This window comes from Micromonospora sp. NPDC050980, assembly GCF_040653835.1.
Classification (GTDB): domain Bacteria; phylum Actinomycetota; class Actinomycetes; order Mycobacteriales; family Micromonosporaceae; genus Micromonospora.
On sequence record NZ_JBFAGS010000001.1, the window covers coordinates 126,839 to 150,577 of the forward strand.

General features: G+C 74.3%; 21 protein-coding genes. 9 read left to right on the forward strand and 12 right to left on the reverse strand.

Annotated features, from left to right (window positions below):
• The first annotated feature begins 10 nt into the window (after positions 1–10).
• A complete protein-coding gene (locus AB0H28_RS00620; RefSeq protein WP_091068606.1) occupies positions 11–253 on the forward strand; it encodes a mycoredoxin in 243 nt (80 codons plus the stop codon).
• Here the strand turns inward: AB0H28_RS00620 and AB0H28_RS00625 are convergent.
• Positions 222–1,529 carry an MFS transporter gene (locus tag AB0H28_RS00625; protein WP_358032207.1) on the reverse strand — a complete coding sequence of 436 codons (1,308 nt, stop codon included), beginning with the start codon at positions 1,527–1,529 and terminating at the stop codon, positions 222–224. The genes AB0H28_RS00620 and AB0H28_RS00625 overlap by 32 nt on opposite strands.
• A 202-nt stretch (positions 1,530–1,731) precedes the next feature.
• Here AB0H28_RS00625 and AB0H28_RS00630 point away from each other — a divergent pair, with 202 nt between their 5' ends.
• The 3 genes from AB0H28_RS00630 (at position 1,732) to AB0H28_RS00640 (ending at position 3,478) form a co-directional block, all read left to right on the forward strand.
• Positions 1,732–2,703 (forward strand): helix-turn-helix transcriptional regulator, encoded by a 972-nt coding sequence (locus tag AB0H28_RS00630; RefSeq protein WP_358032210.1) that lies wholly within the window; start codon positions 1,732–1,734, stop codon positions 2,701–2,703.
• Between the two features lie 71 nt (positions 2,704–2,774).
• On the forward strand, positions 2,775–3,014 hold the full coding sequence (locus tag AB0H28_RS00635) for a DUF397 domain-containing protein (RefSeq protein ID WP_358032212.1): 240 nt from the start codon (positions 2,775–2,777) through the stop codon (positions 3,012–3,014).
• Positions 3,015–3,211: 197 nt separating this feature from the next.
• On the forward strand, positions 3,212–3,478 hold the full coding sequence (locus tag AB0H28_RS00640; protein ID WP_358032215.1) for a hypothetical protein: 267 nt from the start codon (positions 3,212–3,214) through the stop codon (positions 3,476–3,478).
• Between the two features lie 325 nt (positions 3,479–3,803).
• On the opposite strand, the gene nudC is transcribed toward AB0H28_RS00640, so the two are convergent.
• The 3 genes from nudC to AB0H28_RS00655 are packed head-to-tail and all read right to left on the reverse strand — an operon-like array spanning position 3,804 to position 7,454.
• Positions 3,804–4,751: an NAD(+) diphosphatase gene (nudC, locus tag AB0H28_RS00645; RefSeq protein WP_358032217.1), complete on the reverse strand. Its 948-nt coding sequence runs from the start codon at positions 4,749–4,751 to the stop codon at positions 3,804–3,806.
• A 58-nt stretch (positions 4,752–4,809) separates the two neighbouring features.
• Positions 4,810–6,144 (reverse strand): pitrilysin family protein, encoded by a 1,335-nt coding sequence (locus AB0H28_RS00650; protein ID WP_358032220.1) that lies wholly within the window; start codon positions 6,142–6,144, stop codon positions 4,810–4,812.
• Positions 6,141–7,454, reverse strand: a complete 1,314-nt coding sequence (locus AB0H28_RS00655) for a pitrilysin family protein (RefSeq protein ID WP_358032223.1) — start codon at positions 7,452–7,454, stop codon at positions 6,141–6,143. Before AB0H28_RS00655 ends, AB0H28_RS00650 begins: the two co-directional genes overlap by 4 nt.
• Positions 7,455–7,604: 150 nt before the next feature.
• On the opposite strand from AB0H28_RS00655, the gene AB0H28_RS00660 reads away from it, so the two are divergent.
• From AB0H28_RS00660 to AB0H28_RS00670, 3 genes are read left to right on the forward strand one after another with little or no spacing between them, the layout of a single operon-like run.
• Positions 7,605–8,663, forward strand: coding sequence for an ABC transporter substrate-binding protein (locus tag AB0H28_RS00660; RefSeq protein ID WP_358032225.1), 1,059 nt, complete (start codon positions 7,605–7,607; stop codon positions 8,661–8,663).
• Positions 8,660–9,439, forward strand: a complete 780-nt coding sequence (locus AB0H28_RS00665; protein WP_358032228.1) for an ABC transporter ATP-binding protein — start codon at positions 8,660–8,662, stop codon at positions 9,437–9,439. Before AB0H28_RS00660 ends, AB0H28_RS00665 begins: the two co-directional genes overlap by 4 nt.
• The gene (locus AB0H28_RS00670) at positions 9,429–10,313 is read left to right on the forward strand and encodes an ABC transporter permease (RefSeq protein ID WP_358032231.1); all 885 of its coding nucleotides are present in this window, start codon (positions 9,429–9,431) and stop codon (positions 10,311–10,313) included. The genes AB0H28_RS00665 and AB0H28_RS00670 overlap by 11 nt, the downstream gene beginning before the upstream one ends.
• Positions 10,314–10,445: 132 nt before the next feature.
• Here AB0H28_RS00670 and AB0H28_RS00675 read toward each other — a convergent pair whose 3' ends face one another.
• The 7 genes from AB0H28_RS00675 to AB0H28_RS00705 all read right to left on the reverse strand — a co-directional run bounded on the left by AB0H28_RS00675 (position 10,446) and on the right by AB0H28_RS00705 (position 21,211).
• On the reverse strand, positions 10,446–10,610 hold the full coding sequence (locus AB0H28_RS00675) for a hypothetical protein (RefSeq protein ID WP_358032233.1): 165 nt from the start codon (positions 10,608–10,610) through the stop codon (positions 10,446–10,448).
• A gap of 135 nt (positions 10,611–10,745) precedes the next feature.
• Entirely contained in the window at positions 10,746–11,999 is a 1,254-nt protein-coding gene (locus AB0H28_RS00680; protein WP_358032235.1) for a DEAD/DEAH box helicase, read from the reverse strand.
• 210 nt (positions 12,000–12,209) lie between these two features.
• On the reverse strand, positions 12,210–12,413 hold the full coding sequence (locus AB0H28_RS00685) for a cold-shock protein (protein ID WP_013288421.1): 204 nt from the start codon (positions 12,411–12,413) through the stop codon (positions 12,210–12,212).
• Between the two features lie 229 nt (positions 12,414–12,642).
• Positions 12,643–16,110 carry an ATP-dependent DNA helicase gene (locus tag AB0H28_RS00690; protein ID WP_358032237.1) on the reverse strand — a complete coding sequence of 1,156 codons (3,468 nt, stop codon included), beginning with the start codon at positions 16,108–16,110 and terminating at the stop codon, positions 12,643–12,645.
• Positions 16,111–16,138: 28 nt separating this feature from the next.
• Positions 16,139–19,705: an ATP-dependent DNA helicase gene (locus AB0H28_RS00695; protein ID WP_358033799.1), complete on the reverse strand. Its 3,567-nt coding sequence runs from the start codon at positions 19,703–19,705 to the stop codon at positions 16,139–16,141.
• Between the two features lie 92 nt (positions 19,706–19,797).
• Complete coding sequence (locus tag AB0H28_RS00700) at positions 19,798–20,343, reverse strand: TIGR00730 family Rossman fold protein (RefSeq protein ID WP_358032240.1); 546 nt, start codon at positions 20,341–20,343, stop codon at positions 19,798–19,800.
• Position 20,344: 1 nt separating this feature from the next.
• Positions 20,345–21,211: a TIGR00730 family Rossman fold protein gene (locus AB0H28_RS00705; protein ID WP_358032242.1), complete on the reverse strand. Its 867-nt coding sequence runs from the start codon at positions 21,209–21,211 to the stop codon at positions 20,345–20,347.
• Between the two features lie 157 nt (positions 21,212–21,368).
• Here AB0H28_RS00705 and AB0H28_RS00710 point away from each other — a divergent pair, with 157 nt between their 5' ends.
• Positions 21,369–21,530: a hypothetical protein gene (locus AB0H28_RS00710; RefSeq protein ID WP_358032244.1), complete on the forward strand. Its 162-nt coding sequence runs from the start codon at positions 21,369–21,371 to the stop codon at positions 21,528–21,530.
• 48 nt (positions 21,531–21,578) lie between these two features.
• Here AB0H28_RS00710 and dapE read toward each other — a convergent pair whose 3' ends face one another.
• Positions 21,579–22,652, reverse strand: a complete 1,074-nt coding sequence (gene dapE / locus AB0H28_RS00715) for a succinyl-diaminopimelate desuccinylase (protein WP_358032246.1) — start codon at positions 22,650–22,652, stop codon at positions 21,579–21,581.
• A gap of 104 nt (positions 22,653–22,756) precedes the next feature.
• On the opposite strand from dapE, the gene dapD reads away from it, so the two are divergent.
• Entirely contained in the window at positions 22,757–23,716 is a 960-nt protein-coding gene (dapD, locus tag AB0H28_RS00720) for a 2,3,4,5-tetrahydropyridine-2,6-dicarboxylate N-succinyltransferase (RefSeq protein ID WP_358032248.1), read from the forward strand.
• The last annotated feature ends 23 nt before the right edge of the window (positions 23,717–23,739 follow it).

Genomic DNA, 23,739 nt, shown 5'->3' on the forward strand with positions numbered 1-23,739 from the left:
GGACCAGACCATGCTGACGATGTATTCCACCCCGTGGTGCGGCTACTGCCACCGGCTGAAGTCGCAGCTCGACCGGGAGGGCATCGCGTACGAGGTGGTCGACATCGAGCAGGACACCGCGGCTGCGGAGTTCGTGATGGGTGTCAACGGCGGCAACCAGACCGTCCCGACGCTGCGTTTCGCCGACGGCAGCGCCCTGACCAACCCCTCGATCAACCAGGTCAAGCAGCACCTCGCCGCGCTCCCCGGCTGACCTGCCCGAACCTGTCGAGCGGTCGCACCCGCACCGGGTGCGGCCGTTCGCCGTCGAGCGGCCGGCGCGGGCGCGGGACGCGGGTCGGGCCGGCCCCCGGCGGGGTGAGCCCACGGCCCCGCCAGAGATAGAGGCCGGCGGCCGTGGTGACCACGCCGACCAGCGCGAACAGCAGCCGGTAGTCGAAGACGCCGACGAGCAGCGCCCCGGCGCCGATGGACACCGCCTGCGGTCCGCTGATCACCGCCTTCGACGCGGCGGTGACCCGGCCCAGCAGCGCCGGCGGCGACCAGCGCTGGACCAGCGTGTGCAACCCCACCATGGTCAGCGGCAGCGAGACGCCGGCCAGCAGCAGCGCCACCACCCCGAGCCAGAGCCGGGGGTACGCCAGTGCCAGCGCGGCCGGGCCGAAGAACGTCACCCCGGCGGCCAGTGTGCCGAGTTCACCGAGCCGGCGGACCACGGCGGCGGAGAGCACGCCGCCGATCAGGCCGCCGATCCCCTGCACCATGACCAGCACGCCGACGAACGCGGCGTCCCGGTGCAGGCCCAGATCGACGTACGCGAAGATCAGCGACTCGGTGAAGCCCATCACCAGCGAGCCGAGCCCGTAGCCGACCAGCGCCCGGCGCAGCGCCGCCTCGCGGACCAGGTGTCGCAGCCCGGCCCCCACGCCGGCCGGCCAGCGGCGGCCGGGTTCCGGCGGCGTGCTCTCGTCCGCCGGCAGCAGGCCCACCACCGCGGCGGCGGCCAGGAACCCGCCCATGGCCAGGGTCACCAGCAGCCAACCCCCGACCGCGGCATAGATGCCGGCCCCGGCGAGCGGCCCGACCAGCCGTAACCCCTGGCGGACGGTCTGCAGCGCCCCGTTCGCGTCGGCCAGCAGGTCGGCCGGCACGAGGTGCCGGATCAGCCCGTTGAGCACGGCGGCCACGGTGATCGAGGAGAGGCCGTAGAGCGCCGCCACCAGGTAGATGATCCACACGTCGGATCGGTCCCGCACCGTGAGCAGCGGGCCGAGCAGCGCGGCGGCGGCCAGGTTGGCGGCGGTGAAGAAGGGCCGGCGGCGGTAGCGGTCCACCACCCAGCCCATCAGCGGGGCGAACGCCATCGGCGCGATGACGGCGAAGACGGTCGCCCCGGCCATGCTGTCCGAGCCGGTCAGGTCCTTGACCCAGACGGCCAGGGCGAGCAGCAGGATCGACTCCGCCGCCATGCTCGCCACCATCGCGGCGAAGAGCAGGCGGAAGTCGGGGCGGCGCAGGACGGTGCGCATCGGTTCCCTCCGGCGGGTGCGCCCGCGGGCGCGTCGGGGGCGGGCGCCGGATGAAGGCGCTCTCCACAGTCCTCTTTTTGTCTCGTGACACGCCCTCGCCGGACCCACCGACACCGGTCGCGCCGTCCATACTGGCCGTGGGGGGCGAATTCCATACAGTTACCGTCGCGTCCTGCGACGGTCGACGGGAAATGAGGACGCCGTGCCTCCTGCCGCACCAGGTCCGTTTCTGCGCCGTCGCCGCCTCGGCACCGAGCTGCGCCGGCTGCGCGAACAGGCCGGTCTCACCGGTGACCAGGTCATCGAGCGGATCGGTTGGGCTTCCGCATCCAAGCTGTCCCGGTTGGAGAACGGCCGCAGCCGACCCGACCCGGACGACGTCGACGTGCTGCTGACGCTCTACGGCGCCGACGAGGAGTTGCGCGCCGAGCTGACCGGGATCACCCACGAGGCCGGCGACATGCGGGGCTGGCTGCGCAACTTTCCGGTGATGACCCAGCAGCAGCGCGCCTTCGCCGAGCTGGAGGCGGGCTGCGCGGAGATCTCCGAATACAACCCGGTGCTGGTCCCGGGGCTGCTGCAGACGCCCGGGTACGCCCGGCACCGGATCCTGTCCTCGGCCCGGGTGGCCGAGGAGGCCGGCGACCCGGATCCGGAGGACCCGAAGACCGGGGTGGCCGCGCGGCAGGCCCGGCAGTCCCTGTTGACCCACGTGCCCAAGTACACCGCGGTGCTGGAGGAGGCCGCGCTCGGCCGCCGGACCGGGCCGCCGGAGGTGCTGCACGAGCAGCTCGTCCACCTGTGTGAACTGGCTCTGCTGCCGAACGTGGAGCTGCGGCTGCTGCTGCGGGACACGCGGGTGGGCGACTGGTACCTTCCGCCGACCGCGTTCTCGGTCTATCGGTTCGCCGATCCCCTCGATCCGGAGACGTTGGCGATCGAAAGTGGGTTCACCGACGTCATGTCAACCGAGGTAAACACCCTAAATCGCTATAAAGTGGTGTTCGAGTGGTTATGCTCGTCGGCACTCTCCGCATCGGACACCCTCACCTGGTTGATCGAGGCGACGGGACGGCCGACCGGCACGGCAGTCGAGTCCACCGTGGCGCACGGGCCGGCAACGGCGCCGACCCAGCGCCGCCGGGGCTCGGGGCGCCTCACGACGGAACGGTGATCCCCGGCGGACACCGTCCGCCGCCGGCGTCGCTCGTTCCCATCGGAGCACCTGATCAGGAGCAGGACACCATGAACGAGATCCGCAACAGCACGTCCGCCCGGTCGCGGCAGCTCGCCGGCGCCGCCTGGCGCAAGAGCAGCCGCAGCCAGACCTCGAACTGCGTCGAGGTCGCGCCGCTCGGCACCGGTCCGGCCACCATGGCGCTGCGCGACAGCAAGGACCCGAGCGGGCCGGTGCTGCTGTTCAACCGGGCTGGCTGGCTCGGCTTCATCGCCGGAGCGAAGAACGGCCAGTTCGACCTGAACTGATCCGGCGAGTGCCCGGGGGCCGTCGGCGTCACGCCGGCGGCCCCTCGCCTGTCCACCCTCGACAACCGTCCTGACCTGGGGTCCCCCGAACGGTCGAGCCGGCCCGTTTCACTTGCTGGGACGACACGCGGGCGTACGATGACGCCTGGAGTGATGTGGAAGTTCCACCGCTCACCCGTCCGTCTCCGGGGGACACCATGCGGTTCCTGATCGTCCGCACCGAGATCCGTAGCGCCGCCGACGCCGACATCGCCGCCGCCTGGGCCGACGGGGGGCGCCTGCGGGACGAGACCCGCGCCCCCGAACCCCGCCGCCAGGTCGTGCACGCCGAGGACCGGGACGCCGCCCTCCTGCTCGCCCGGGCGCTCTCCGCCGTCGGCGCGGTACGCGCCGGCCGACACCGGGTCAAGGTGCTGCCCGTCGAGGAGCCCGCACCCGGTCGCCCCTACCGCTGGGACGGCTGATGACCGGCCGCTGAACGTCCGTCGTGGCCGGGGACCGGCTCCCCCGCCGTGCTCCACGCCTCACCCGGCCACGACGGCACGTGTTCCCGGCCCGCGACCGCCGCGGCAACGACGGTTCCGGGCCGGGACCGCGTTCCGCCAGGATGAGGGAGGCGCCCCAGCCAACCGAGCGGCAAGTCGGGCGAATCACCCCTGCTGGAGGTGCGCGAAGCGGTCGGCCGAGCCAGTTCGGCGAAGTGGCGACATCACCTCCGCCCGGCCCCCGCCACTTTGGCGACATGGCGACGGACCGACGGGTGACGTCGGCGGGCCACACCGGGCGGGGTCAGCAGTGACCGTCGAGCCAGCGGTGCACCAGGAAGAGCGCGATCGACGAGGGCGGGGGCAGGAGCAGGCGGTCCCCGCCGTCCACCGACACCGGCTCGCCGGCCAGCGCCGCGCCGACCTCCCGCCGGCTGAACCACCGCGCGTGCGCGATCTCGGTCGGGTCGACCCGGATCTCCTCGTCGGCGTCGGCCCGCGCGAGGAAGCCGAGCATCAGCGAGCCCGGGAAGGGCCAGGCCTGGCTGGACACGTACGCGATGTCGTCGACCGCCACGCCGACCTCCTCGCGGACCTCGCGCAGCACGGCGGCCTCGGCCGACTCGCCGGGCTCGACGTAGCCGGCCAGGCAGGAGTAGCGGCGCACGCCCGGGCTGCTCGGCCAGGCGGCGTTGTTGCCCAGCAGGCAGCGACCCGCCGGCCCGTCCACGCCGTCGTGCACCAGCACGATCATCGCCGGGTCGGTACGCGGCCAGGTCCGGTGGCCGCCCGGATCGCTCCGGGACCAGCCGGCCTCGTCGACCCGGGTCGGCTGCCCGGTGGCCGCCGAGTAGCCGTGCCGGAGGTGCCAGTTGAGCAGCGCCAACGCGGTCGTGAACAGGCCGGCGTCCCGGTCCGTCATCAGGTGACCGACCTCCCGCAGGTGGGCCCGGCGGGCATCCGGCACCGTAGGCAGCGGCCCGTCCACGGCGAACACCGGCACCCCGTCCGGCTCCACGCCGAGGAACATCGGCACCGAGCGGGGCACCTCGGGCAGCTCACCGGCGCCGAGCAACACCAGCTCGGGGGGCACCCCGTCGCCGCGGACCAGGGCCCGGCCCTCGTCGGCCGAGTCCAGCACCAGCACCCGTGCCTGCTCCCACGCCTCGGCCAGCCAGGCCGGGTCGGTACGCCGATGCGCGGCCCGGTCCAGCGTGGAGCGGGCCAGCGGTGGCGCGACCTCGCCACTCACGAGGCACCGCCTCCCGCTCGCGACTGCGGGGCTCGCAAACCCGGCTCACTCCTCGCGCTCACCCAACCGCCTCCGTGCGGACCGGCGCCAGCGCGGCGAGCGAGTCGGCGACCCGGGCCGCGTCACCGAGCACCACGGTGACCGCCTGCGCCGGGGCGAGGTAGCGGGCGGCCACCTCGGCGACGTCGTCCACGGTCGCGGCGGCCAGCCGCGCGGCGTGCTCGGTCAGGAAGTCCAGCCGCAGCCCGTTGCCGGCGTACGCGCTGGTCAGCGACGCGAGGCCGGCCTGGGTGGACATGCCGAGCTGGAGCGTGCCGAGCGCATACCGGCGGGCCTGCTCCAGCTCCTCCGGCTTCGGCGGCACGGTGGCCAGCCGGCCCAGCTCGTAGGTGGTCTCCAGCAGTGCCGGCGCGGTCACCTCGGTCGCCACCTCGGCGCCGGCGACCAGCACCGAACCGGCCACCGAGTGCTCGACCAGCGAGTGCGGCCCGTAGGTGTAGCCCTTGTCCTCGCGGATGTTCTCCACCCAGCGGGAGGAGAAATAGCCGCCGAAGATCAGGTTCGCCAGTTGCAGCGCCGCGTGGTCGGAGTGGGTACGGGGCACCGCGGGTAGCGCCAGGCGCAGCGAGGACTGCACCGAGCCGGGCCGGTCGATCAGCAGCAGCGGCCCCGGCTCCAGCGGCGGGGCGGGCGGCAGCTCGGCGACGTGACCGTCCCCCCGCCAGCCGGCGAGCGCCGCCTCGGCCGCGTCCAGCGCCTGCTCCGGCCGCACGTCGCCGACGAGCACCAGCACCGCGCCGGCCGGGTGCACCCGCTGGGCGTGCAGGCGGCGCAGCGCGGCCGGCCGGACCGCCCGGACCTGGTCGGGCTCGGGCGTCTGCACCGCGTACGGGTGCCGGCCGTAGACCCGCTTGAGCAGCGCGGTCCGGGCCAGGTGGGCGGGCTGGCTCTGGGCGACCTGGATCCGGTCGACCAGCCGGTCCCGCTCGGTCGCCACCCAGTCGGCCGGATAGCTGGCGCCGGTGAGCACCTCGGCGAGCAGTGCCAACATCCGGTCCAGGCCGGTCACCAGGCCCGCGCCGGAGAGCATCAGCCGGTCCGGGTCGAGGCCGGCGGAGAGCCCGCCGCCGACCTTCTGCAACTCGGCGGCGATCTCGTTGGCGGTGTGCGCCTCGGTGCCGGCCAGCATGGTCTGCGCCAGCATCGCGCCGCGGGCCAGGTGGGCCCGCCCGAACGGCATCCAGAGCCGCAGTTCGAACAGGGGTACGGCGGGGCGGCGTACCACGATCACGGTGAGGCCGTTGCCGAGCGTGCGCTCGGCCTGCTTCGGCACGGTGAGCCGCCGGTTGGGGCCGAGGGCCGGCAGCGGCCGGACGGTGGTGGCAGCGCTCATCGGGCACCTCCGCCGGCGACGACCTCGACGGACGCGCGGCGCTCGGGCCGCAGCGTGGCGGCGGCGGCCCGGACCTGCTCCTCGGTGACCGCGCCGACCAGCCGGGGCAGTTCGTTGAGCAGCCCCGGTTCGGCGCGTTGCTGTTCCAGCACCGCCATCCGCAGCGCCCGGCCGAGCACCGCGTCGGTGTCGCGCAGCAGGTGGGTGGCCATCCGGGCCTGGGTGCGCGCCAGCTCGCCCTCGACCAGCCCGTCGGTGGCCAACCGGTCCAGTTCCTCGTCGACGGTGCGCAGCACCTTCTCCACGTCGCCGCCGGGCGGCAGGTGCGCCTGCAGCAGCAGCGCGGTGGGATCGCGCACGTCGAACGGGTCGCCCATGAATCCGAGGTAACCGCCGACGCTGGTGACCGTACGGTCGCGCTGCACCAGCCGCTCGACCAGCCGGGACGCGTCGCCGTCGGTGAGCACCTCGGCCAGGACAACGTAGGGCAGGTAACCGGCGAAGTCGGTCACCGGGTCGGGCACCCGCCAGGCGCCGGCGACGGCCGGGAGCGGGGCCAGCGCGTCGGTGTAGGTGCTGCGCCGCTCGCCGGTCAGGTCCGGCTCGGTGAAGTCGGGCCGCTGCGGGGCGGGGCGGGCCGGCACGTCGCCGAAGTGCCGTTCGATAAGCGCGGTCGCCCCGGCCACGTCGATGTCGCCGCTGACCGCGAGCACCGCGTTGCCGCTGGCGTAGTAGCGGCGGAAGAAGTCGGCGGCGTCGGCGACCGTCGCCGATTCCAGGTCGTCGAAGGAGCCGTAGCCGTCGTGCGCGTTGGGGAAGGTGTCGAACATCACCGGCGGCAGCGTCAGCCAGGGGAATCCGCCGTACGGCCGGTTGAGCACGTTGACCCGGATCTCCTCCTTGACCACGTCGACCTGGTTGCGCAGGTTCTCCTCGGTCAGCCGGGGCCCGCGCATCCGGTCGGCCTCCAGGAACAGCGCCCGTTCCAGGGCGTTGCTCGGCAGCGTCTCGAAGTAGTCGGTGTAGTCGAGGTGGGTGGAGCCGTTGAAGGTGCCGCCGGCACCCTGCACGTGCCGGAAGTGGGCCAGCTTCTCCAGGTTCTCCGAGCCCTGGAACATCAGGTGCTCGAAGAGGTGGGCGAAACCACTGCGCCCCTGCGGCTCGGATCGGATGCCGACGTCGTAGACCACCGCCACCCCGATCACCGGGGCGCTGCGGTCGGGCGTGAGCACCACTCGCAGGCCGTTGTCGAGGGCGAACCGCTCGACGGGGTACTTGGTCGCGGGAATCCTGGCTCTCCGGGTCGGCACGCGATCGACACTAGCGCCTCCGTTCCGGCCGCACCGGCGGTGTGCCGTGGCCGAACGGCGGACAGATGCGGGACGGGTCTTGACGCCGACCCGACACTTGGCCCAGTCTTCCTATCAAGTAAGTAGGAATACTGTGGATTGGACAATCCGATGAGACGGCTTCCCCTGCGCCGCCTGGTCACGCTGGCCACCCTGGCCGCGGTCGGCACGGCCACGCTCGGCACCACCGCCGCCTGCGGCGACGACAGCGACGCGGGCGGCTCCGGCCCGGTGACGCTGCGCCTGGGCTACTTCCCCAACATCACCCACGCGCCGGCCGTGGTCGGCGTCGAGAAGGGGATCTTCAAGGAGAAGCTGGGCAGTGACGTCACGCTGGAGACGAAGACCTTCAACGCCGGCCCGGCGGCCGTCGAGGCGGTCTTCTCCGGCGCGCTGGACGCCACGTACATCGGTCCGAACCCGACCGTGAACGCCTTCTCGAAGTCGAAGGGCGAGGCGGTCCGGGTGGTCTCCGGCGCCGCGTCCGGCGGCGTCGCGCTCGTGGTCAAACCGGGCATCACCTCGGTGGAGCAGTTGCGCGGCAAGAAGATCGCCACCCCGCAGCTGGGCAACACCCAGGATGTGGCGCTGCGCTACTGGCTCAAGGAGAAGGGACTGGCGACCACCAAGGAGGGTGGTGGCGACGTCAGGGTCGTGCCGCAGGAGAACGCCCAGACGATCGAGACCTTCGGCAGCGGCGCCATCGACGGCGCCTGGGTGCCGGAGCCGTTCGTCTCCCGGCTGGTCAACGCCGGCGGCAAGGTGCTCGTCGACGAGCGGGACCTCTGGCCGGACCGGAAGTTCGTCATCACCAATCTGCTGGTCAGCACCACGTTCCTCAAGGCACACCCGGACGTGGTGAAGAAGCTGGTCGAGGGGCAGGTGGCGGCGAACGAGTTCGTCAACACCAAGCCGGACGAGGCGCAGCAGGCCATCTCCGACCACATCGGCAAGATCACCGGCAAGCCGCTCGACGTCACGCTGATCAAGCAGGCCTGGCCGACGTTGCAGTTCACCAACGACCCGATCGCGTCCTCGCTGAAGACCGGCCTGGACCACGCCGTCGCGGTCGAGCTCACCCGGCCGGTCGACCTGGCGGGCCTCTACGACCTGACGTACCTCAACGAGGTGCTCAAGGCCGAGGGCAAGCCCGAGGTAACCCAGCCGTGACGTCGACCACGACGACCCCGCGCAACGCGGCCGGCTCGGTCGCGTTGCGCGGCGTGACAAAGGTGTACGGCCAGGGCGAGCACGCCGTCCTGGCACTGGACGGGCTGTCGCTGGACGTCGCGCCGGGTGAGTTCGTCTGCCTGGTCGGCGCGTCCGGCTGCGGCAAGAGCACGCTGCTCAACCTCGTCGCCGGCCTGGATCGGGTCAGCGGCGGCACGATCGAGCTGGGTGATGGCGTCGACCCGGGGCTGATGTTCCAGGAGCCGGCGCTGTTCCCCTGGTCGACGGTCGAGGGCAACGTCGAGGTGCCGCTGAAGCTGCGCGGGCTCCCCCGTGACCAGCGCCGGGCGCGGGTAGCCGAGCTGCTGCGCACCGTCCACCTGTCCGAGTTCGGTGGCAAGCGCCCGCACCAGCTCTCCGGCGGCATGCGGCAGCGGGTCGCGCTGGCCCGCACGCTCGCGCTGGACACTCCGGTGCTGCTGATGGACGAGCCGTTCGGCGCGCTGGACGCGATGACCCGGGACATCCTGCACGACGAGCTGGAGCGGATCTGGGGCGAGCGCAAGCTCACCGTCCTGTTCGTCACGCACAACGTGCGTGAGGCGGCCCGGCTCGCGGACCGGATCGTGCTGCTCTCCAGCCGGCCCGGCCGGATCATCTACGCCACCCGGGTCGGCGTGCCGCGGCCCCGGCGGATCGACTCGCCGGAGGTGTCGGCCATCGCCGCCGAGGTCACCGACCGGCTGCGCAAGGAGGTGGGCCGGCATGGCCAGTGACACCCTCGCGAACCCGACGCGGAGCGACGCGGAGATCTCCGGGCTCGACGCGCTGGAGATCGCCGGCCGGGAGAAGGGCCCCTCCCGGGTACGCCGGCTCTGGTCGGCCACCTGGCCCAAGTTCGCCGCCCTGGCGCTGGCGATCGCCATCTGGCAGGCCGTCGTCCTCAGCGGCTGGAAGGAGCCCTGGGCGCTGCCCGGCCCCGGCGTAATCTTCGCCGACCTCGGTCACTATCTGGTCAGCTCCGCGCTCTGGGAAGGGCTGGCCACCACCGCCCGCCGCGCGATGGTCGGGTTCTCCGCCGCGGTCGCGGTCGGCCTGCTGCTCGGCCTCGGGGTGGCCCGGGTCAGGGTGCTGCGGGCCGCGCTCGGCTCGATGATCACCGCGTTGCAGACCATGCCGTCGATCGCCTGGTTCCCGCTGGCCATCCTGCTGTTCCAGCTCAGCGAGCAGGCGATCTTCTTCGTGGTGGTGCTCGGCGCCGCGCCGTCGGTCGCCAACGGTGTCATCCACGGCGTGGACTACGTGCCGCCGCTGCTGGTCCGGGCCGGTCGCAACCTCGGCGCCCGCGGGCTCGACCTCTACCGGTACGTGATCGCGCCGGCCGCCCTGCCCGCCATCGTGGCCGGGCTCAAACAGGGCTGGGCGTTCGCCTGGCGCAGCCTGATGGCCGGCGAGCTGCTGGTGGTCATCGCCACCCGCACGTCGATCGGCGCGCAGCTCACCTACGCCCGGGAGCTGAGCGAGGCGCCCCGGCTGATGGCCATCATGATCGTCATCCTGGTGGTCGGCCTGTTGGTGGACTCCGCGTTCGGCGCGGCCGACAAGGCGATCCGCCGCCGTTGGGGCGTGTTGGACCAGGCCGGCAGCTGACGTCGGGTACGTCTCCGCGCGGGCCGACTACGCGCCCCGGGCCATGCTCGCCGTTGCCGACGCCGGCTCCACCGGCGACGCACCCGGCGGCCACGACGAGGTTGTCGTACCCGGCCCCGTGGATCCGGCCGGTCAGCCGGGGTTGAAGGTGCGGGCCGCGCCACGGTCCTGCGGACCGTCCACCGCCGGATGCCAGGGGCCGAAGGCGGCCACCACGGCGAGCGCCAGACCGGCGCCCGCCACCGCGAGCACCAGCAGGACCTCCCGGGCCCCGCCCGGGCCGGCGCCACCCGCCATGGTCGACCCTCCGCATCCGGCCGATCCCCGCGGACCGCCCGGACCCAGCATCGTCGCCCCGACGACAGCCGACAGTCGGCCACCCGACTGAACATCCGCTGATCTCAGACTCAGCGAGCGGCCCGGACCGACCGGTCAGCGGCGGCGCGGGCGCCGGCGCGGACGCGTTCCCGGGGCCGGGCGCGCGGCGGCCGGCGGCGTGATGGTCACCGGCGTGCCGGACGGCTCACGCGCCCCGGTCAGCCGACCCAGCTCCGCGTCCCCGGGGCGTACCCGGGTGGTCTTCGGGGTGATCCCCGCGGTGCTCATCAGCCGGGCCACGTCGCGACGCTGCTCCGGCAGGACCAGGGTGACCACGGTGCCCGACTCGCCCGCCCGCGCGGTCCGGCCGCCACGGTGCAGGTAGTCCTTCGCCTCCGTGGGCGGGTCGGCGTTGACCACCAGGTCCAACCCGTCGACGTGGATGCCACGGGCCGCCACGTCGGTCGCCACCAGCGCGGTGACCTGGCCGGTGCGGAACTGCTCCAGGATCCGGGTGCGCTGCGGCTGCGACTTGCCGCCGTGCAGCGCGGCGGCACGGACGCCCTTGGCAAGCAACTGGCGGGCCACCCGGTCGGCGCGGTGCTTGGTGGCGATGAAGACGATGGTGCGGCCCTCCCGGGCGGCGATGTTGGCCAGCGCGCCCGGCTTGTCCTCCGGCTCCAGATGCAGCACATGGTGGGTCATCGCGGTCACCGTCGCGGTGCCCGGGTCGACCGAGTGCGTGACCGGGTCGGCCAGGAACCGCCGGACCAGCCGGTCCACGCCCCGGTCCAGGGTGGCCGAGAAGAGCATCCGCTGCCCGCCCGGGGCGACCTGCTCCAGCAGCTTCGTCACCTGCGGCAGGAAGCCCATGTCGGCCATCTGGTCCGCCTCGTCCAGCACGGTGATGGTCACCTGGTCCAGCCGGGCGGAACCCCTGTCGATCAGGTCGTGCAACCGGCCCGGCGTGGCCACCAGCACCTCGGCGCCGGCCCGCAGCGCGTCCGCCTGCCGGGCCAGCGACAGCCCGCCGACCACTGTGGCGCAGCGCAGCCCGAGCGCGGCGGCGTACGGGTTGAGCGCGGCGGTCACCTGCTGGGCCAGTTCACGGGTGGGCACCAGCACCAGGGCGAGCGGGCGGCCCGGGCGGGCCCGGCGGCCGGCCGTGCGGTGCAGCAGCGGCAGCCCGAACGCGAGCGTCTTGCCGGAGCCGGTCCGGCCGCGACCGAGCACGTCCCGGCCGGCCAGCGAGTCGGGCAGGGTGGCCGACTGGATCGGGAACGGCGCGGTGATGCCCTGCGCGGCCAGTTCGGCGACGAGCGCCGGGGCCAGGCCGGTAGCGGCGAAGGTGGGCAGGGTCGTGGTCATGCGGAAAGCCTTCCTCGAGGCGGCACGTGTCGAGGAAGGGCGCCGACCAGCGGCGCGTCACCGGCGTGGCCGGTGATCACAAGCACGAACCGAAAGGTACGGGCCGGCCCGCCTCGGCGCGCCACGTCCCGTGCGGGAGGGCGGCGCGGCGGGCCGGCCCGTGCACCACGCCCGGCGGGGCGTGATGGTGGTGCCGGTTGATCCTGAAGATCAGAGCGGACGGATGTTCTCCGCCTGCGGGCCCTTCTGGCCCTGGGTCACCTCGAACTCGACCCGCTGGTTCTCGTCCAGGCTCCGGTAGCCGGAGGTCTGGATCGCCGAGAAGTGGGCGAAGACGTCGGCGCCGCCGTCGTCCGGGGTGATGAAGCCGAAGCCCTTGTCAGCGTTGAACCACTTGACGGTGCCAATTGCCATGTGTTTCGTCTCCTTGACGGAACGGTCGGCCCGCACGTGTTGCGGGCCGGAGAGGAGCACCCCACGCGCTTGCTGCGCGAGGTGCCTGTCGCTGCTGGTCGCCCCGCCCGGAGAACTCCGGACACAACAAAGAGCGCCTGGGGCCACAATCCGCCAGGCGCACACAGAGTCTCTGGAAACCAAAACTGCAACGCGATCAACGTACCACGGATCTCACCCTGTTGGGAGGTCACGTCGAAAATTCCGGCACGGCGGTCACCAGCCCGGCGAGACCCTCGGCGTCGAGCAGGTCGGCCGGGCGGACCGTCACCCCGTCCCGGACGTAGTGGAACGCCGCGCCGACCCGGTCCACCGGCACGCCCGCCAGCTCCGCCCAGGCCAACCGGTAGACCGCCAGTTGCACCGCCGCCGCCTCGGCCTCCCGACCGGTGGGCTGCCGGCCGGTCTTCCAGTCGACCACGTCGAAGCGTCCACCCGGGCGGGTGAAGACCGCGTCCATCCGGCCCCGGACCACCACACCGGCGAGCACCGTGGCGAACGGCACCTCCACCTCCACCGGCACCCGGTCGGCCCACTCGCTGGCCAGGAAACGCTCCTGAAGCTCGGTAAGCGCGTCGTCCGGCGCCGCGCCGTCGTCGGCCGCGCCGGGCAACTCGTCCACGTCCAGCAGCCGGTCGGCGCCGAAGCGCTGCTCCAGCCAGGCGTGGAAGGCGGTGCCCCGCCGCGCGTACGGGCTGGGCCGGTTCGGCATCGGGCGGCGCAGCGCACGGGCCAGCGCCCCGGGGTCGCGGCGCAACGCCACCAGTTGGGTCACCGAAAGCTGCGCGGGCAGTTCCACCTCGACCGCCTCGGCCCGCCGGGCCAGCTCCGCCCGCTCGGCGAGCAGCAGGTCGGCCTCCCGCCGCCACCGGGCCACCTCCGGGTCCACCGGAGCCTCGATCCCGGTCACCGACCCGCCGGCCCCGGTCCCGACCGCACCGGTCCCGGTCGGACCGGCGCCAGCCACCGGGACGGCCGCCCCGGCGACGGTGTCCAGCAGGGCCGCCTCGCGGCGGGCCGCGTCCGGGTCGGCCAGGTGCCGGCGCACCAGCGCCGCCGCCTCGGTCAACGCCGACCGGCGACCGCCGAGCGGGTCGGCCGGCCACTCCGCGCGCAACACCGTCTCGGTGGTCGGGTTCACCGCGTCCCCCGCCGGCTCCGGCGCCCAGGCGTCGACCACGTGCCCGGCCCCGGCGGACAGGCCGGCGTCGTGCACCTCGCGCAGGAACACCGACGGCCCGCGGAACCGCTTCGTCCCCTCCCCCCACCAGTAGCCGGAGCAGAGCAGCAGCCGGCGGGGCCGGGTCACCGCCACGTACGCCAGTCGGCGCTCCTCCCGCTCGTCGTGCGCCCGCCAGGCGTCGGTGAACTCGGCCAGCGCGCGGGCCACCCCACGCTGGTCCGCCGCCTCCGCCACGGCCAGCTCGGGCAGCCCGTCCGCGTCGCCGCGCAGCGGGAACGGCAACACGCCGAGCCCGCCCAGCCAGTGGTCGGAGTTGCGCACCGGCCCCGGCCACACGCCCCGGGTCAGCCCGGCCACCGCCACCACGTCCCACTCCAGGCCCTTCGCCGCGTGCGCGGTGAGCACCTGCACCGCGCCGGCCACCACCTCGACCTCGCCCGGGGCCAGCCCGCGCTCCTCGTCCTCGGCGGCGGCCAGGTAGGCGAGGAAGCCGGCAAGCGTCGCGCCGGGCGTCTCGCCACCGAACCGGGCCGCGACGTCGCCGAGCGCGTCCAGGTGGGCGCGGGCCAGCCCGGCGTCCCCGGCACCGTCCCGCCCGGCCCGGACCGCCACCTCCACATCCAGCCCGATGCTCCGCTCGATGTCCGCGATCAGCTCCGGCAGCGACTGGTCCAGCCGGTAGCGCAGCAGCGCCAGCTCCATCCCGTACGACCGCAGCCGGGCGAACCCCTCCGCCGAGTAGGACTGCGCCGGCCCGAGATCGGCAAGCGCCTCCACCAGGGACGCCTCGTCCAGCGTGTCCACCACGATCTCCGGGCCGTCGTCCCCGGCCAACTCCCGTCGGCTGCGGGCGATGGCCCGGGCCCGCCGGTGCAGGGCGACCAGGTCACGCGGGCCGATCCGCCAACGCGCGCCGGTCAGCAGCCGCAACAGCGCCGCCCCGTCGGTCGGGTCGGCCAGCACCCGCAGGGTGCAGACCACGTCCCGGACCTCCGGGGTGTCCAGCAGGCCGCCGAGCCCGACCACGTCCACCGGCAGCCCCCGGGCCCGCAGCGCCGCCTCGATCGCCGGGATCTGGCTGCGCAGCCGCACCAGCACCGCGGTGGTGGGGCGGCGGTCGGCCGGGATGTGCTCGGGCAACGCGCCCGGCAGCCCGGCCGCGCCCCGCCAGGCCGCCAACACGCTGTCCGCGATCCAGTCGGCCTCGTCGACGTACGTCGCCAGCAGCGCGCAGTGCACGGTGCCGGCGGCCCGCCCGCCGGGCGTGCGGTGCGGGATCGGGTCGCGGACGCTGAGCGCGGCGTGCAGCTCGGGCACCCGGGCGCCGGCCGCCCGCAGCGGCACCGACAGCGCGTTCGCGACGCTGAGGATCTCCGGCCGGTTGCGCCAGCTTGTGGTCAGACCGAGCACCTCGGCGGGGGTGCCGTCGGTGCGGGCGAACTCGCTCGGGAAGCGGTCGAGCGTGCCGGCGCTCGCCCCCCGCCAGCCGTAGATCGACTGGCAGGGGTCGCCGACCGCGGTGACCGGGTGACCGCCGCCGAACAGCGCGTTGAGCAACACCACCTGGGCGTGGCTGGTGTCCTGGTACTCGTCGAGCAGCACCACCCGGTAGCGGTCCCGCTCGATCACCCCGACGCCCGGATGGTCCCGGGCCACCCGCGCCGCGCGGGCGAGTTGGTCGGCGAAGTCCATCGCCTCGAAGTCGTCCTTGCGCCGGCCGTACGCCCGGACCAGCGGCAGCAGCTTCAACCGGGTCCGCTGGAGCTGGAGCGCCCTGCGCACGTCGGCGTAGACCCGGCCGGGGCGCGACTGCACCTCGGCGAAGAAGCGGCCGGTCCAGCCGGCCAGTTCGTCCGGGTCGACCAGGTGCTCGTCCAGCTCGCCGGCGAGGGCCAGCACCGCGTCGGTGACGGTGGACGGCATCCGGTCCACCTCCGACATGTCCCCGTCATAGTTGCGGACCAGCAGGTCGACCAACTGCCAGCGGGACGCCTCGGTGAGCAACCGGGTGGTCGGCTCGTAGCCGGCGCGCAGCCCGTGCTCGGTGACGATCCGCCCGGCGTACGAGTGGTAGGTGGACACCGTCGGCTCCCCCGCGAACGGGTCGTCGCGCGGGTCCCGGCGGGGCCGGCCCAGCCGGCGGACGAGCTGGTCGAGGCGGGTCCGCACCCGGTGCGCCAGCTCGCCGGCCGCCTTGCGGGTGAAGGTGAGCCCGAGGATGTGCTCGGGGCGCACGTACGCGTTGGCCACCAGCCAGACCACCCGGGCGGCCATGGTCTCGGTCTTGCCCGAGCCGGCGCCCGCGACCACCAACAGCGGTTCCACCGGCGACGCGATGATCGCGGCCTGCTCCCGGGTGGGCGCCGGCAGCCGCAGCAGCCGGGCCAGCTCGACCGGCGTGTAGCGGGGTCCCGCGTCGGCGGCCCGGGGCGCGGGCGCACCGGCGTCGCCGAACAGCGCCGGCTGCGTCGTCATGCTCCGGCCCCCGTGCGACGTCGGGCGCTCATGGCTGGCTCTCCGGTGGCGGTTCGACCACCTGGCGGCCCTGGCCGGAGACCGGGCAGCTGGTGCGTACCGGGCAGACCCGGCACTTCGAGTTGGCCACGGCGGCGAAGGTGGAGGCCGCCATCGTCTCGGCGGTCCGGCGGACCAGCGCGGTGGCCCAGCCGGCTTCCGGGCCCTCGCCGGCCGCGGCCTGGGCCTGCTCCCGGGCGTCCTTGGCGCCGGTGCCGAGTTGCACCAGCGCCGCGCCGCCGGACTCCGCGCCGAACTCCGCGAACCCGCCCGCCTCGACCGCCGCCTGGTAGGCGCCGAGCTGCGGATGCTCGGCGACCTCGCGTTCGGTGACCGCTGTCGACTTGCCGGTCTTCAGGTCGATCACCACGAGTCGACCCTCGGCGTCGACCTCCAGCCGGTCGACCCGGCCGGTCAGCTCGATCGGCCGGGTCGGGTCGTCCAGGCGGACCGCGAACTCGTGCTCGATGGCGAGCAGCCGGCGCGGGTTGCCGGCCAGCCACCGCAGCAGCTTGTCGACCATCGCCTCGGCCCGCTGCCGTTCCGGGCCGACCATCCAGCGGGCGGCCAACTCGATCGCGTCGAACCGGGCGGCCACGTACTCCAGCAGCGCCTCCCGGTCGACGCTGGCGTCCTCGGCCAGCATCGCGGCGGCGTGCACCAGGTTGCCCACGCCCTGCGCCGCGCTGGCCGGCCCGCTGCCGCCGTGCCGTTCCAGCAGCCAGCGCAGGCTGCACCGCAACGCGCTCTCCATCGCCGACGGCGTGACCCGGACCGCCGTGCCGTCGTCGACGAGCGGCCGGTCGTCGGAGAGGCCGCGCAACCCCCACCAGTCGTCCGGGTGCGCGCCGGGCACCCCGGCGGCGGCCAGCCGGGCCAGCTCGCCCGCCGCCGCGTGCCGCCGGCTGATCGGCGCCGCCGGGTCGGTGACCGCGGTACGCAGCTCCGCCACCAGCGCGGACAGGGTGAGCCCGCGCGGCGGCAGGGTCACCGGGAGCACACCCGGCGGCCCGTCCTGCGGATCGTCGTCGCCGTGCGGCACCGGGTCGGTCGCGGCGAGTTCGTGCAGGAAACGGCTCGGCTGCTCCTCGTGGTCGTCCCCGCCGACCGCCGCGGAGGCGACCGCGGTGACCAGCAGCCGACGTCGGGCCCGGCTGACCGCAACGTGGAACAGCCGACGTTCCTCGTCCAGCAACGCCGACGTCTGCCCGACCAGGCTGGCCCGCAACCCGGCCCCGTCCGCCCGACCGGCGAGCACGTCGACCAGCCGCTCGGAGCCGAGCAGACTGCCGCGCAGCCGCAGGTCCGGCCAGACGCCTTCCTGCACCCCGGCGACGGCCACCAGGTCCCACTCCAGCCCCTTGCCGGCGTGCGCGGTGAGCACACGTACCGCCTCGCCCCGGTCGGCGGCGGCGGCGAGCGTGTCGGCGGGCAACTCCTGGCCGAGCACGTGGTCGAGGAAGACCTCGGTGCGCGCCCCCGGCAGCCGGTCGGTGAACCGGGCCGCCGCGTCGAACAGCACCAGCACGGCGTCCAGGTCGCGGTCGGCGGCCTCGGCCCGCCAGCGCTGGGCCGTCTCGTGCTCGCCGGTGGCCTCCCGCCCCCGGGTGATCGCCCCGGCCCAGCGCTCGGCCAGCCCGCTCTCCCGCCACACCGCCCAGAGCACGTCCTCCGCGGTGGCGCCGGGCGTGCCGGCGGCCTGCCGGGCGGTCGCCAGCAGCTGCGCCACGGCCTGCGCGGGCGCCGCCCACCGCCGCTCGATGGTGGCCAGCTCGGCCGGGTCGCGCAGCGCCTCCACCAGCAACTCGCCGGAGGGGCGGCGGTCGCCGCCGGCCAACGCGAGCGCCCGCAGCCCCTGCCGCAGCCGCCGCTCGGCCAGCGGATCGGCGCCGCCCAGCGGCGAGTGCAGCAGCGCGACCGCCGCCTCCTCGTCCAGCCGGTCGGGGTCGAGCGCGCAGCGGAGCAGGAGCAGCAGCGGAGCCACCGCCGGCTGCAGGTGCAGCGGCAGGTCCTCGCCGTGCACCACGGTCGGCACGCCGGCGGTGTGCAGGGCGCGCCGCAGCGACGGGAGCTGCCGCCCGGTGGACCGGACCAGCACCGCCATCCGGGACCAGGGCACCCGGTCGAGCAGGTGCGCCTCCCGCAGCGCATGCGCCAGCCAGGCCGACTCACTGGTGGCCGAGCGGAAGGTGCGGACCTCCACCGCGCCGGCCGGCGCGTCCGGGAGCGGGCGCAGCCGCCGGTGCGCCGCCGGGCCGCGGAGCCGGCGGGCCAGCCGGGCGGTCGCCGCCAGCAGCTCCGGCCCGGCCCGGTAGGAGGTGGTGAGCACGACCTGGGCGGCCGGCGCGCCGGAGGCGGTTCGGAACCGGTGACCGAACGTGCCGACCACGGCCCGGTCGGCGCCCCGGAAGGCGTAGGTGGAGGAGTCGGGGTCGGCGAACGCGACCAGCGACTTGCCGCCGCCGGCCACCACGGCGAGCAGGTCCACCTGCGCCGGGTCCGTGTCGGCCAGCTCGTCGACGTAGACGTGGGTCAGGCGGCGGCGCTCGGCGGCGAGCAGCTCCGGGTCGTCGAGCAGCATGCCGGTGGCGGCCCGCACCAGCTCCGCCGGGTCGTACGCGACCGAGCCCCGGTTGCTGACGTCGCGCAGCGCGAGCACGGCCACGTACTCCCGGAGGAAGCGGGCGGCGGCCGGCCAGTCGGCGCGGCCCAGCTTCTCGCCCAGCCGGGCCAGCTCGACCGGGCCGACCCCCCGCTCGGCGGCGCGCATCAGCAGGTCGCGAAGTTGTTGGGCGAACGCCCGGGTACGCAGCGCGGGAAGCAGGTCCTCCGGCCAGCCGACCGGGTCGTCGCCGGGCTCCTCGCCGACCACGTCGAGCAGCTCGCGGATGATCAGATCCTGCTCCGGACCGGTGAGCAGTCGCGGCGAGGGCTCACCCCGCTCGGCGGCGGCGCGGCGGAGCAGCCCGAAGGCGTACGCCGGGAACGTGCGGACCAGCGGCTCGCGGACCACGCGGTGCCCGTTCCCGGCGATCCGGGCCTCGATTCGGCGGCGTAGCTCGGCGGCGCCGCGCCGACCGAAGGTGAGCACCAGGACCCGCTCCGGGTCGACGCCCTCGGCCACCCGCGCGGCGACCGCCTCGATGAGGGTGGCGGTCTTCCCGGTGCCGGGGCCGCCCACGACCAGCATCGGCCCGTCGGTGTGCGCGATCACCACGGCCTGCACCGGGTCGACCCGACGTGGTGCGGCGGGAGCGCCCCCGTCCGAGGTGGACGCGGCTCGCTGCTCCTGCGCGCCGCCGCGCCCCCGCTGGTCGGGATGCGCTTCGGGCCCCGGCTGGGCTCCGCCCGACGCGCGGCCCTCGCCCGACGCGCGGGACCCAAGCGACGTGCGGTCGTCGGTCGATGGGTGCGCGGCATCGCCCGTCGACCCCCCGGATCGCGGCTCCGTCACGGCCGGCCCGTCGGACCGGCCCACCCCCTGCCCCGCCCCGGCCTCGTGGGTGACCCCCGCCCCCGCGCCGCCGGGCCGGCGCACCAACCGGTACGCCTGCATCACGGACATCCCACCATGCCGGTACGACACCCGGAAACCGACGACGCTCCGCGCGCCGCAGCTCACCCCGCCCCTGCCGCGAGGGGGGGGGATCAGGTCAGGCGGGCGTCGATGAGGTCGAGGGCGGCGGGCACGTTGTCGGCGACCATCAGCAGGTCGAGGCCGGCCGGCTTGAGGAAGTGGTGGCCGGCCAGGGTGCCGAGCCAGTCGAGCAGCGGCCGGTAGAACCCGTCGGCGTCGACCAGCACCATCGGCTTGGCGTGCAGGGTGAGGGTGGCGGTGGTCCAGACCTCGAACAGCTCGTCGAGCGTGCCCAGTCCGCCGGGCAGCGTGACGAAGGCGTCCGACTTGTCGATCATCAGCGTCTTGCGGCTGGCCATCCCGTCGGTGACCAGCAGCTCGTCGGCGGCCAGGTCGGCCACCTCCAGGTCGACCAGGGGCTGTGGGATGACACCGATGGTGCGACCCCCGGCGGCCCGCGCGCCGTCCGCCACCGCGCCCATCATCCCGACGCAGCCGCCGCCGCTGACCAGGGTGTGTCCGCGCCGGGCGAGCTCGGTGCCGGTCTCGGTGGCCAGCGCCAGCCAGCGGGCGTCGAGGGTGCGGGAGGACGCGCAGAACACGCAGACGTTTGCCATGTCAGCGCGACCCGGCCGGGCCCTCGGGGGCGGCCTCGGCGGCAGCCTGCTGGTCGGCGGCGACCCGGGCGACCGCCTCCTCGCGGACCGCCTCCTGCTCGGCGGAGAGCACCGCCTCGGCCTCCACGATGTGCCGGACCGCCTCGTTGACGTCGTCGGTGACGCAGATCAGGTCGAGGTCGCCCGGCCCGATCTTGCCCTCGGCGGCCATGCTGTCGCCCAGCCAGTCGAGCAGGCCGCGCCAGTAGTCGACGCCCATCAGCACGACCGGGAACCGGGTCACCTTGCCGGTCTGCACGAGGGTGAGCGCCTCGAAGAGCTCGTCCATGGTGCCGAACCCGCCGGGCAGCACCACGAACGCCTGGGCGTACTTGACGAACATGGTCTTGCGGGCGAAGAAGTAGCGGAAGTCGATGGCGAGGTCGACCCAGTCGTTGAGGCCCTGCTCGAACGGCAGCTCGATGCCGAGCCCGACGGAGAGGCCACCGGCCTCGCCGGCGCCCCGGTTCGCGGCCTCCATCACGCCCGGCCCACCACCGGTGATCACCGCGTAGCCGGCCCGGGCCAGCGCGCCGCCCAACTCCTCGGCCAGCCGGCACTCCGGGCTGTCCGGCTTGCTACGGGCCGAGCCGAAGACGCTGACCGCGGGCGGCAGGTCGGCGAGCGTGTCGAACCCCTCGACGAACTCGGACAGGATCCGCAGGGCCCGCCAGGCGTCCTTGGTCTTCCAGTCGCCGCGGCCCCGGGAGTCGAGCAGCCGCTGGTCCGCGGTGCTGCTCGGGATCGCCCGGTTGCGCAGGGTGACCGCTCCTCGGTGCCGCTCCAGCCGCGGCCCCTGCTCACCCGGCCTCCCGCTGCTCTCGCTCATGGGGTCACCGTAGTGGAGCGGCGGCGGCGCGGCGCGCAGGCGGGCGAGCCGAAGAAAATCTTTGCGATCAAGGCAACTAATTCGCTCGCCCGCACGTCTTACTATTCACATACCCGGTATGCCCGGGCGACGCGCCTTCGGGGGAGGAGCCAGCGTTTTGATCAGCAACAGCGAGATGATCCGGATCCGCCGGCAGATGCAGCGGCGGATCCACGACGTGGTGGCCGAGCGCCGCCGCGCCCGGATCGCGGAGGCCCGCCACGCCGAGCCGGCCGCCGGGACCGACGAGGCGGAGACGCCACTGACCACGAGCGTCTGACGATGCGGGGTCCGCGACGCCGGGCGCGGGCCCCGGATCCGGGACATGTCAGGCCGGGGCGAGCCAGCGATGCAGGGTGGCCGCACCGTCACGGATCTTGGTCAGCTCGACGTGCTCGTCCTTGTGGTGGGCCAGGTTCGGGTCGCCGGGTCCGAAGTTCAGCGCCGGGATGCCCATGGCGGCGAACCGGGCCACGTCCGTCCAGCCGAGCTTGCCGATCGGCGCGGCGCCGACCGCGGCGAGGAACTCCTGCGCGGCCGGGTTGTCCAGCCCCGGGGTCGCGCCGGCCGCCGCGTCGGTGACCGTCAGGTCGAAGCCGGCGAAGACCTCGCGCAGGTGGGCCTCGGCCGCCGCCGGGTCACGGTCCGGGGCGTACCGGTAGTTGATCTCGATCTCGCAGCGGTCGGGGACGACGTTGCCGGCGACCCCGCCGGTGATCCGGGTCGCGTTCAGGCCCTCCCGGTAGTCGCAACCCTCGATGGTCACCCGTCGCGCCTCGTACGCGCCGAGACGGCGCAGCACCTCCCCGGCGCCGTGGATGGCGTTGACGCCGTGCCAGGACCGGGCCGCGTGCGCCCGCTCGCCGTGCGTGGTGACGACCGCCCGCATGGTGCCCTGGCAGCCCGCCTCGACGATGCCGTAGGTGGGTTCCAGCAGCACCGCGAAGTCGGCCTGGAGCCACTCGGGGTGGCTCTGGCCGACCAGGGTGAGGCCGTTGTAGCGCGACTCGATCTCCTCGGCCTCGTAGAAGAAGTAGGTGACGTCGAAGCGCGGGTCGGGCAGCGTCACCGCCAGGTGCAGCGCGAACGCCACCCCGGACTTCATGTCCGAGGTGCCGCAGCCGTACATCAGGTCGCCGCGCATGGTGGACGGGAAGTTGCCGTTGAGCGGGACGGTGTCGAGGTGGCCGGCGAGCACCACCCGCTGCGCCCGACCCAGCTCGGTGCGGGCCATCACGGTGTTGGAGTGCCGGTAGGTGCGCAGGTGCGGTACGCCGCGCAGCACCTCCTCGACACAGTCGGTGATCGCCTTCTCGTTGAGGGACACCGACTCGATGTCGACCAGGGCACGGGTCAGCCCCACCGGATCGGCCAGGACCTCGGGGGTCAACGGGTTCTGCATGCCTCGCACGGTACCGTCATCTCCGGTGGGTGCGCGGCGAGCGTTGCGCGCCCGCGGCCCGCGAGCAGCGGCGGACGCCGCCGCCGGAAACGAGGGGTGACATCGTGACGTCCGCACCATCCGCCTGGGGCATCGGCCTGGCCACCGTGACCGCCGAGGACCAGGTGCTGGACACCTGGTACCCGACCGGCAAGCTGGGTCTCGGCGAGCTGCCCCTGGTGCCCGGGGAGGATCAGGCCGACGTGCTGGACCTGCCGCCGGGCGCGATCGGCGAGCGGGCGCTGCCCGGCCTGCGCACCGTCGAGGTGACCACGGTGATCGGCTCGCTGGACGACCCGATCAAGGACGCGGCCGACGCGTACCTGCGGTTGCACCTGCTCTCCCACCGCCTGGTGCGGCCCAACGAGCTGAACCTCGACGGCATCTTCGGCAAGCTCGCCAACGTGGCCTGGACCTCGGCCGGCCCGTGCCCGCCGGAGCGGGTGGACGAGCTGCGCGTCATCGAACGGTCCGCCGGCCGCCACCTGGCCGTGTACGGGGTGGACAAGTTCCCCCGGATGACCGACTACGTGGTCCCGGCCGGGGTGCGGATCGCCGACGCGGACCGGGTCCGGCTCGGCGCGCACCTGGCCGCCGGCACCACCGTGATGCACGAGGGCTTCGTCAACTACAACGCCGGCACGCTGGGCACGTCGATGGTGGAGGGCCGGATCGTGCAGGGCGTGGTGGTCGGCGACGGCTCCGACATCGGTGGCGGCGCCTCGATCATGGGCACGCTCTCCGGCGGCGGCACGGAGCGGGTGCGGATCGGTGAGCGCAGCCTGGTCGGCGCGAACGCGGGTGTCGGCATCACGCTCGGCGACGACTGCGTGGTGGAGGCGGGCTGCTACGTCACCGCCGCCTCGAAGATCACCCTGCCGGACGGCCGGGTGGTCAAGGGCCGGGAGCTGTCCGGCGTGGACGGGCTGCTGTTCTGGCGCAACTCGGTGACCGGCGCGTTGGAGGCGAGGCCGCGCACCGGCCGGGGCATCGAGCTGAACGCCGCCCTGCACGCCAACGACTGAGGCCCCGCTCCGGGTCCGTGACG

Excerpts from the sequence above, each read along its gene's own strand:
- AB0H28_RS00620 (WP_091068606.1), top strand. The coding sequence starts at position 11 with ATGCTGACGATGTATTCCACCCCGTGGTGCGGCTACTGCCACCGGCTG.
- AB0H28_RS00625 (WP_358032207.1), bottom strand. The coding sequence starts at position 1,529 with ATGCGCACCGTCCTGCGCCGCCCCGACTTCCGCCTGCTCTTCGCCGCG.
- AB0H28_RS00635 (WP_358032212.1), top strand. The coding sequence starts at position 2,775 with ATGAACGAGATCCGCAACAGCACGTCCGCCCGGTCGCGGCAGCTCGCC.
- AB0H28_RS00640 (WP_358032215.1), top strand. The coding sequence starts at position 3,212 with ATGCGGTTCCTGATCGTCCGCACCGAGATCCGTAGCGCCGCCGACGCC.
- AB0H28_RS00650 (WP_358032220.1), bottom strand. The coding sequence starts at position 6,144 with ATGAGCGCTGCCACCACCGTCCGGCCGCTGCCGGCCCTCGGCCCCAAC.
- AB0H28_RS00660 (WP_358032225.1), top strand. The coding sequence starts at position 7,605 with ATGAGACGGCTTCCCCTGCGCCGCCTGGTCACGCTGGCCACCCTGGCC.
- AB0H28_RS00670 (WP_358032231.1), top strand. The coding sequence starts at position 9,429 with ATGGCCAGTGACACCCTCGCGAACCCGACGCGGAGCGACGCGGAGATC.
- AB0H28_RS00675 (WP_358032233.1), bottom strand. The coding sequence starts at position 10,610 with ATGGCGGGTGGCGCCGGCCCGGGCGGGGCCCGGGAGGTCCTGCTGGTG.
- AB0H28_RS00680 (WP_358032235.1), bottom strand. The coding sequence starts at position 11,999 with ATGACCACGACCCTGCCCACCTTCGCCGCTACCGGCCTGGCCCCGGCG.
- AB0H28_RS00685 (WP_013288421.1), bottom strand. The coding sequence starts at position 12,413 with ATGGCAATTGGCACCGTCAAGTGGTTCAACGCTGACAAGGGCTTCGGC.
- AB0H28_RS00690 (WP_358032237.1), bottom strand. The coding sequence starts at position 16,110 with ATGACGACGCAGCCGGCGCTGTTCGGCGACGCCGGTGCGCCCGCGCCC.
- AB0H28_RS00695 (WP_358033799.1), bottom strand. The coding sequence starts at position 19,705 with ATGCAGGCGTACCGGTTGGTGCGCCGGCCCGGCGGCGCGGGGGCGGGG.
- AB0H28_RS00700 (WP_358032240.1), bottom strand. The coding sequence starts at position 20,343 with ATGGCAAACGTCTGCGTGTTCTGCGCGTCCTCCCGCACCCTCGACGCC.
- AB0H28_RS00705 (WP_358032242.1), bottom strand. The coding sequence starts at position 21,211 with ATGAGCGAGAGCAGCGGGAGGCCGGGTGAGCAGGGGCCGCGGCTGGAG.
- dapE (WP_358032246.1), bottom strand. The coding sequence starts at position 22,652 with ATGCAGAACCCGTTGACCCCCGAGGTCCTGGCCGATCCGGTGGGGCTG.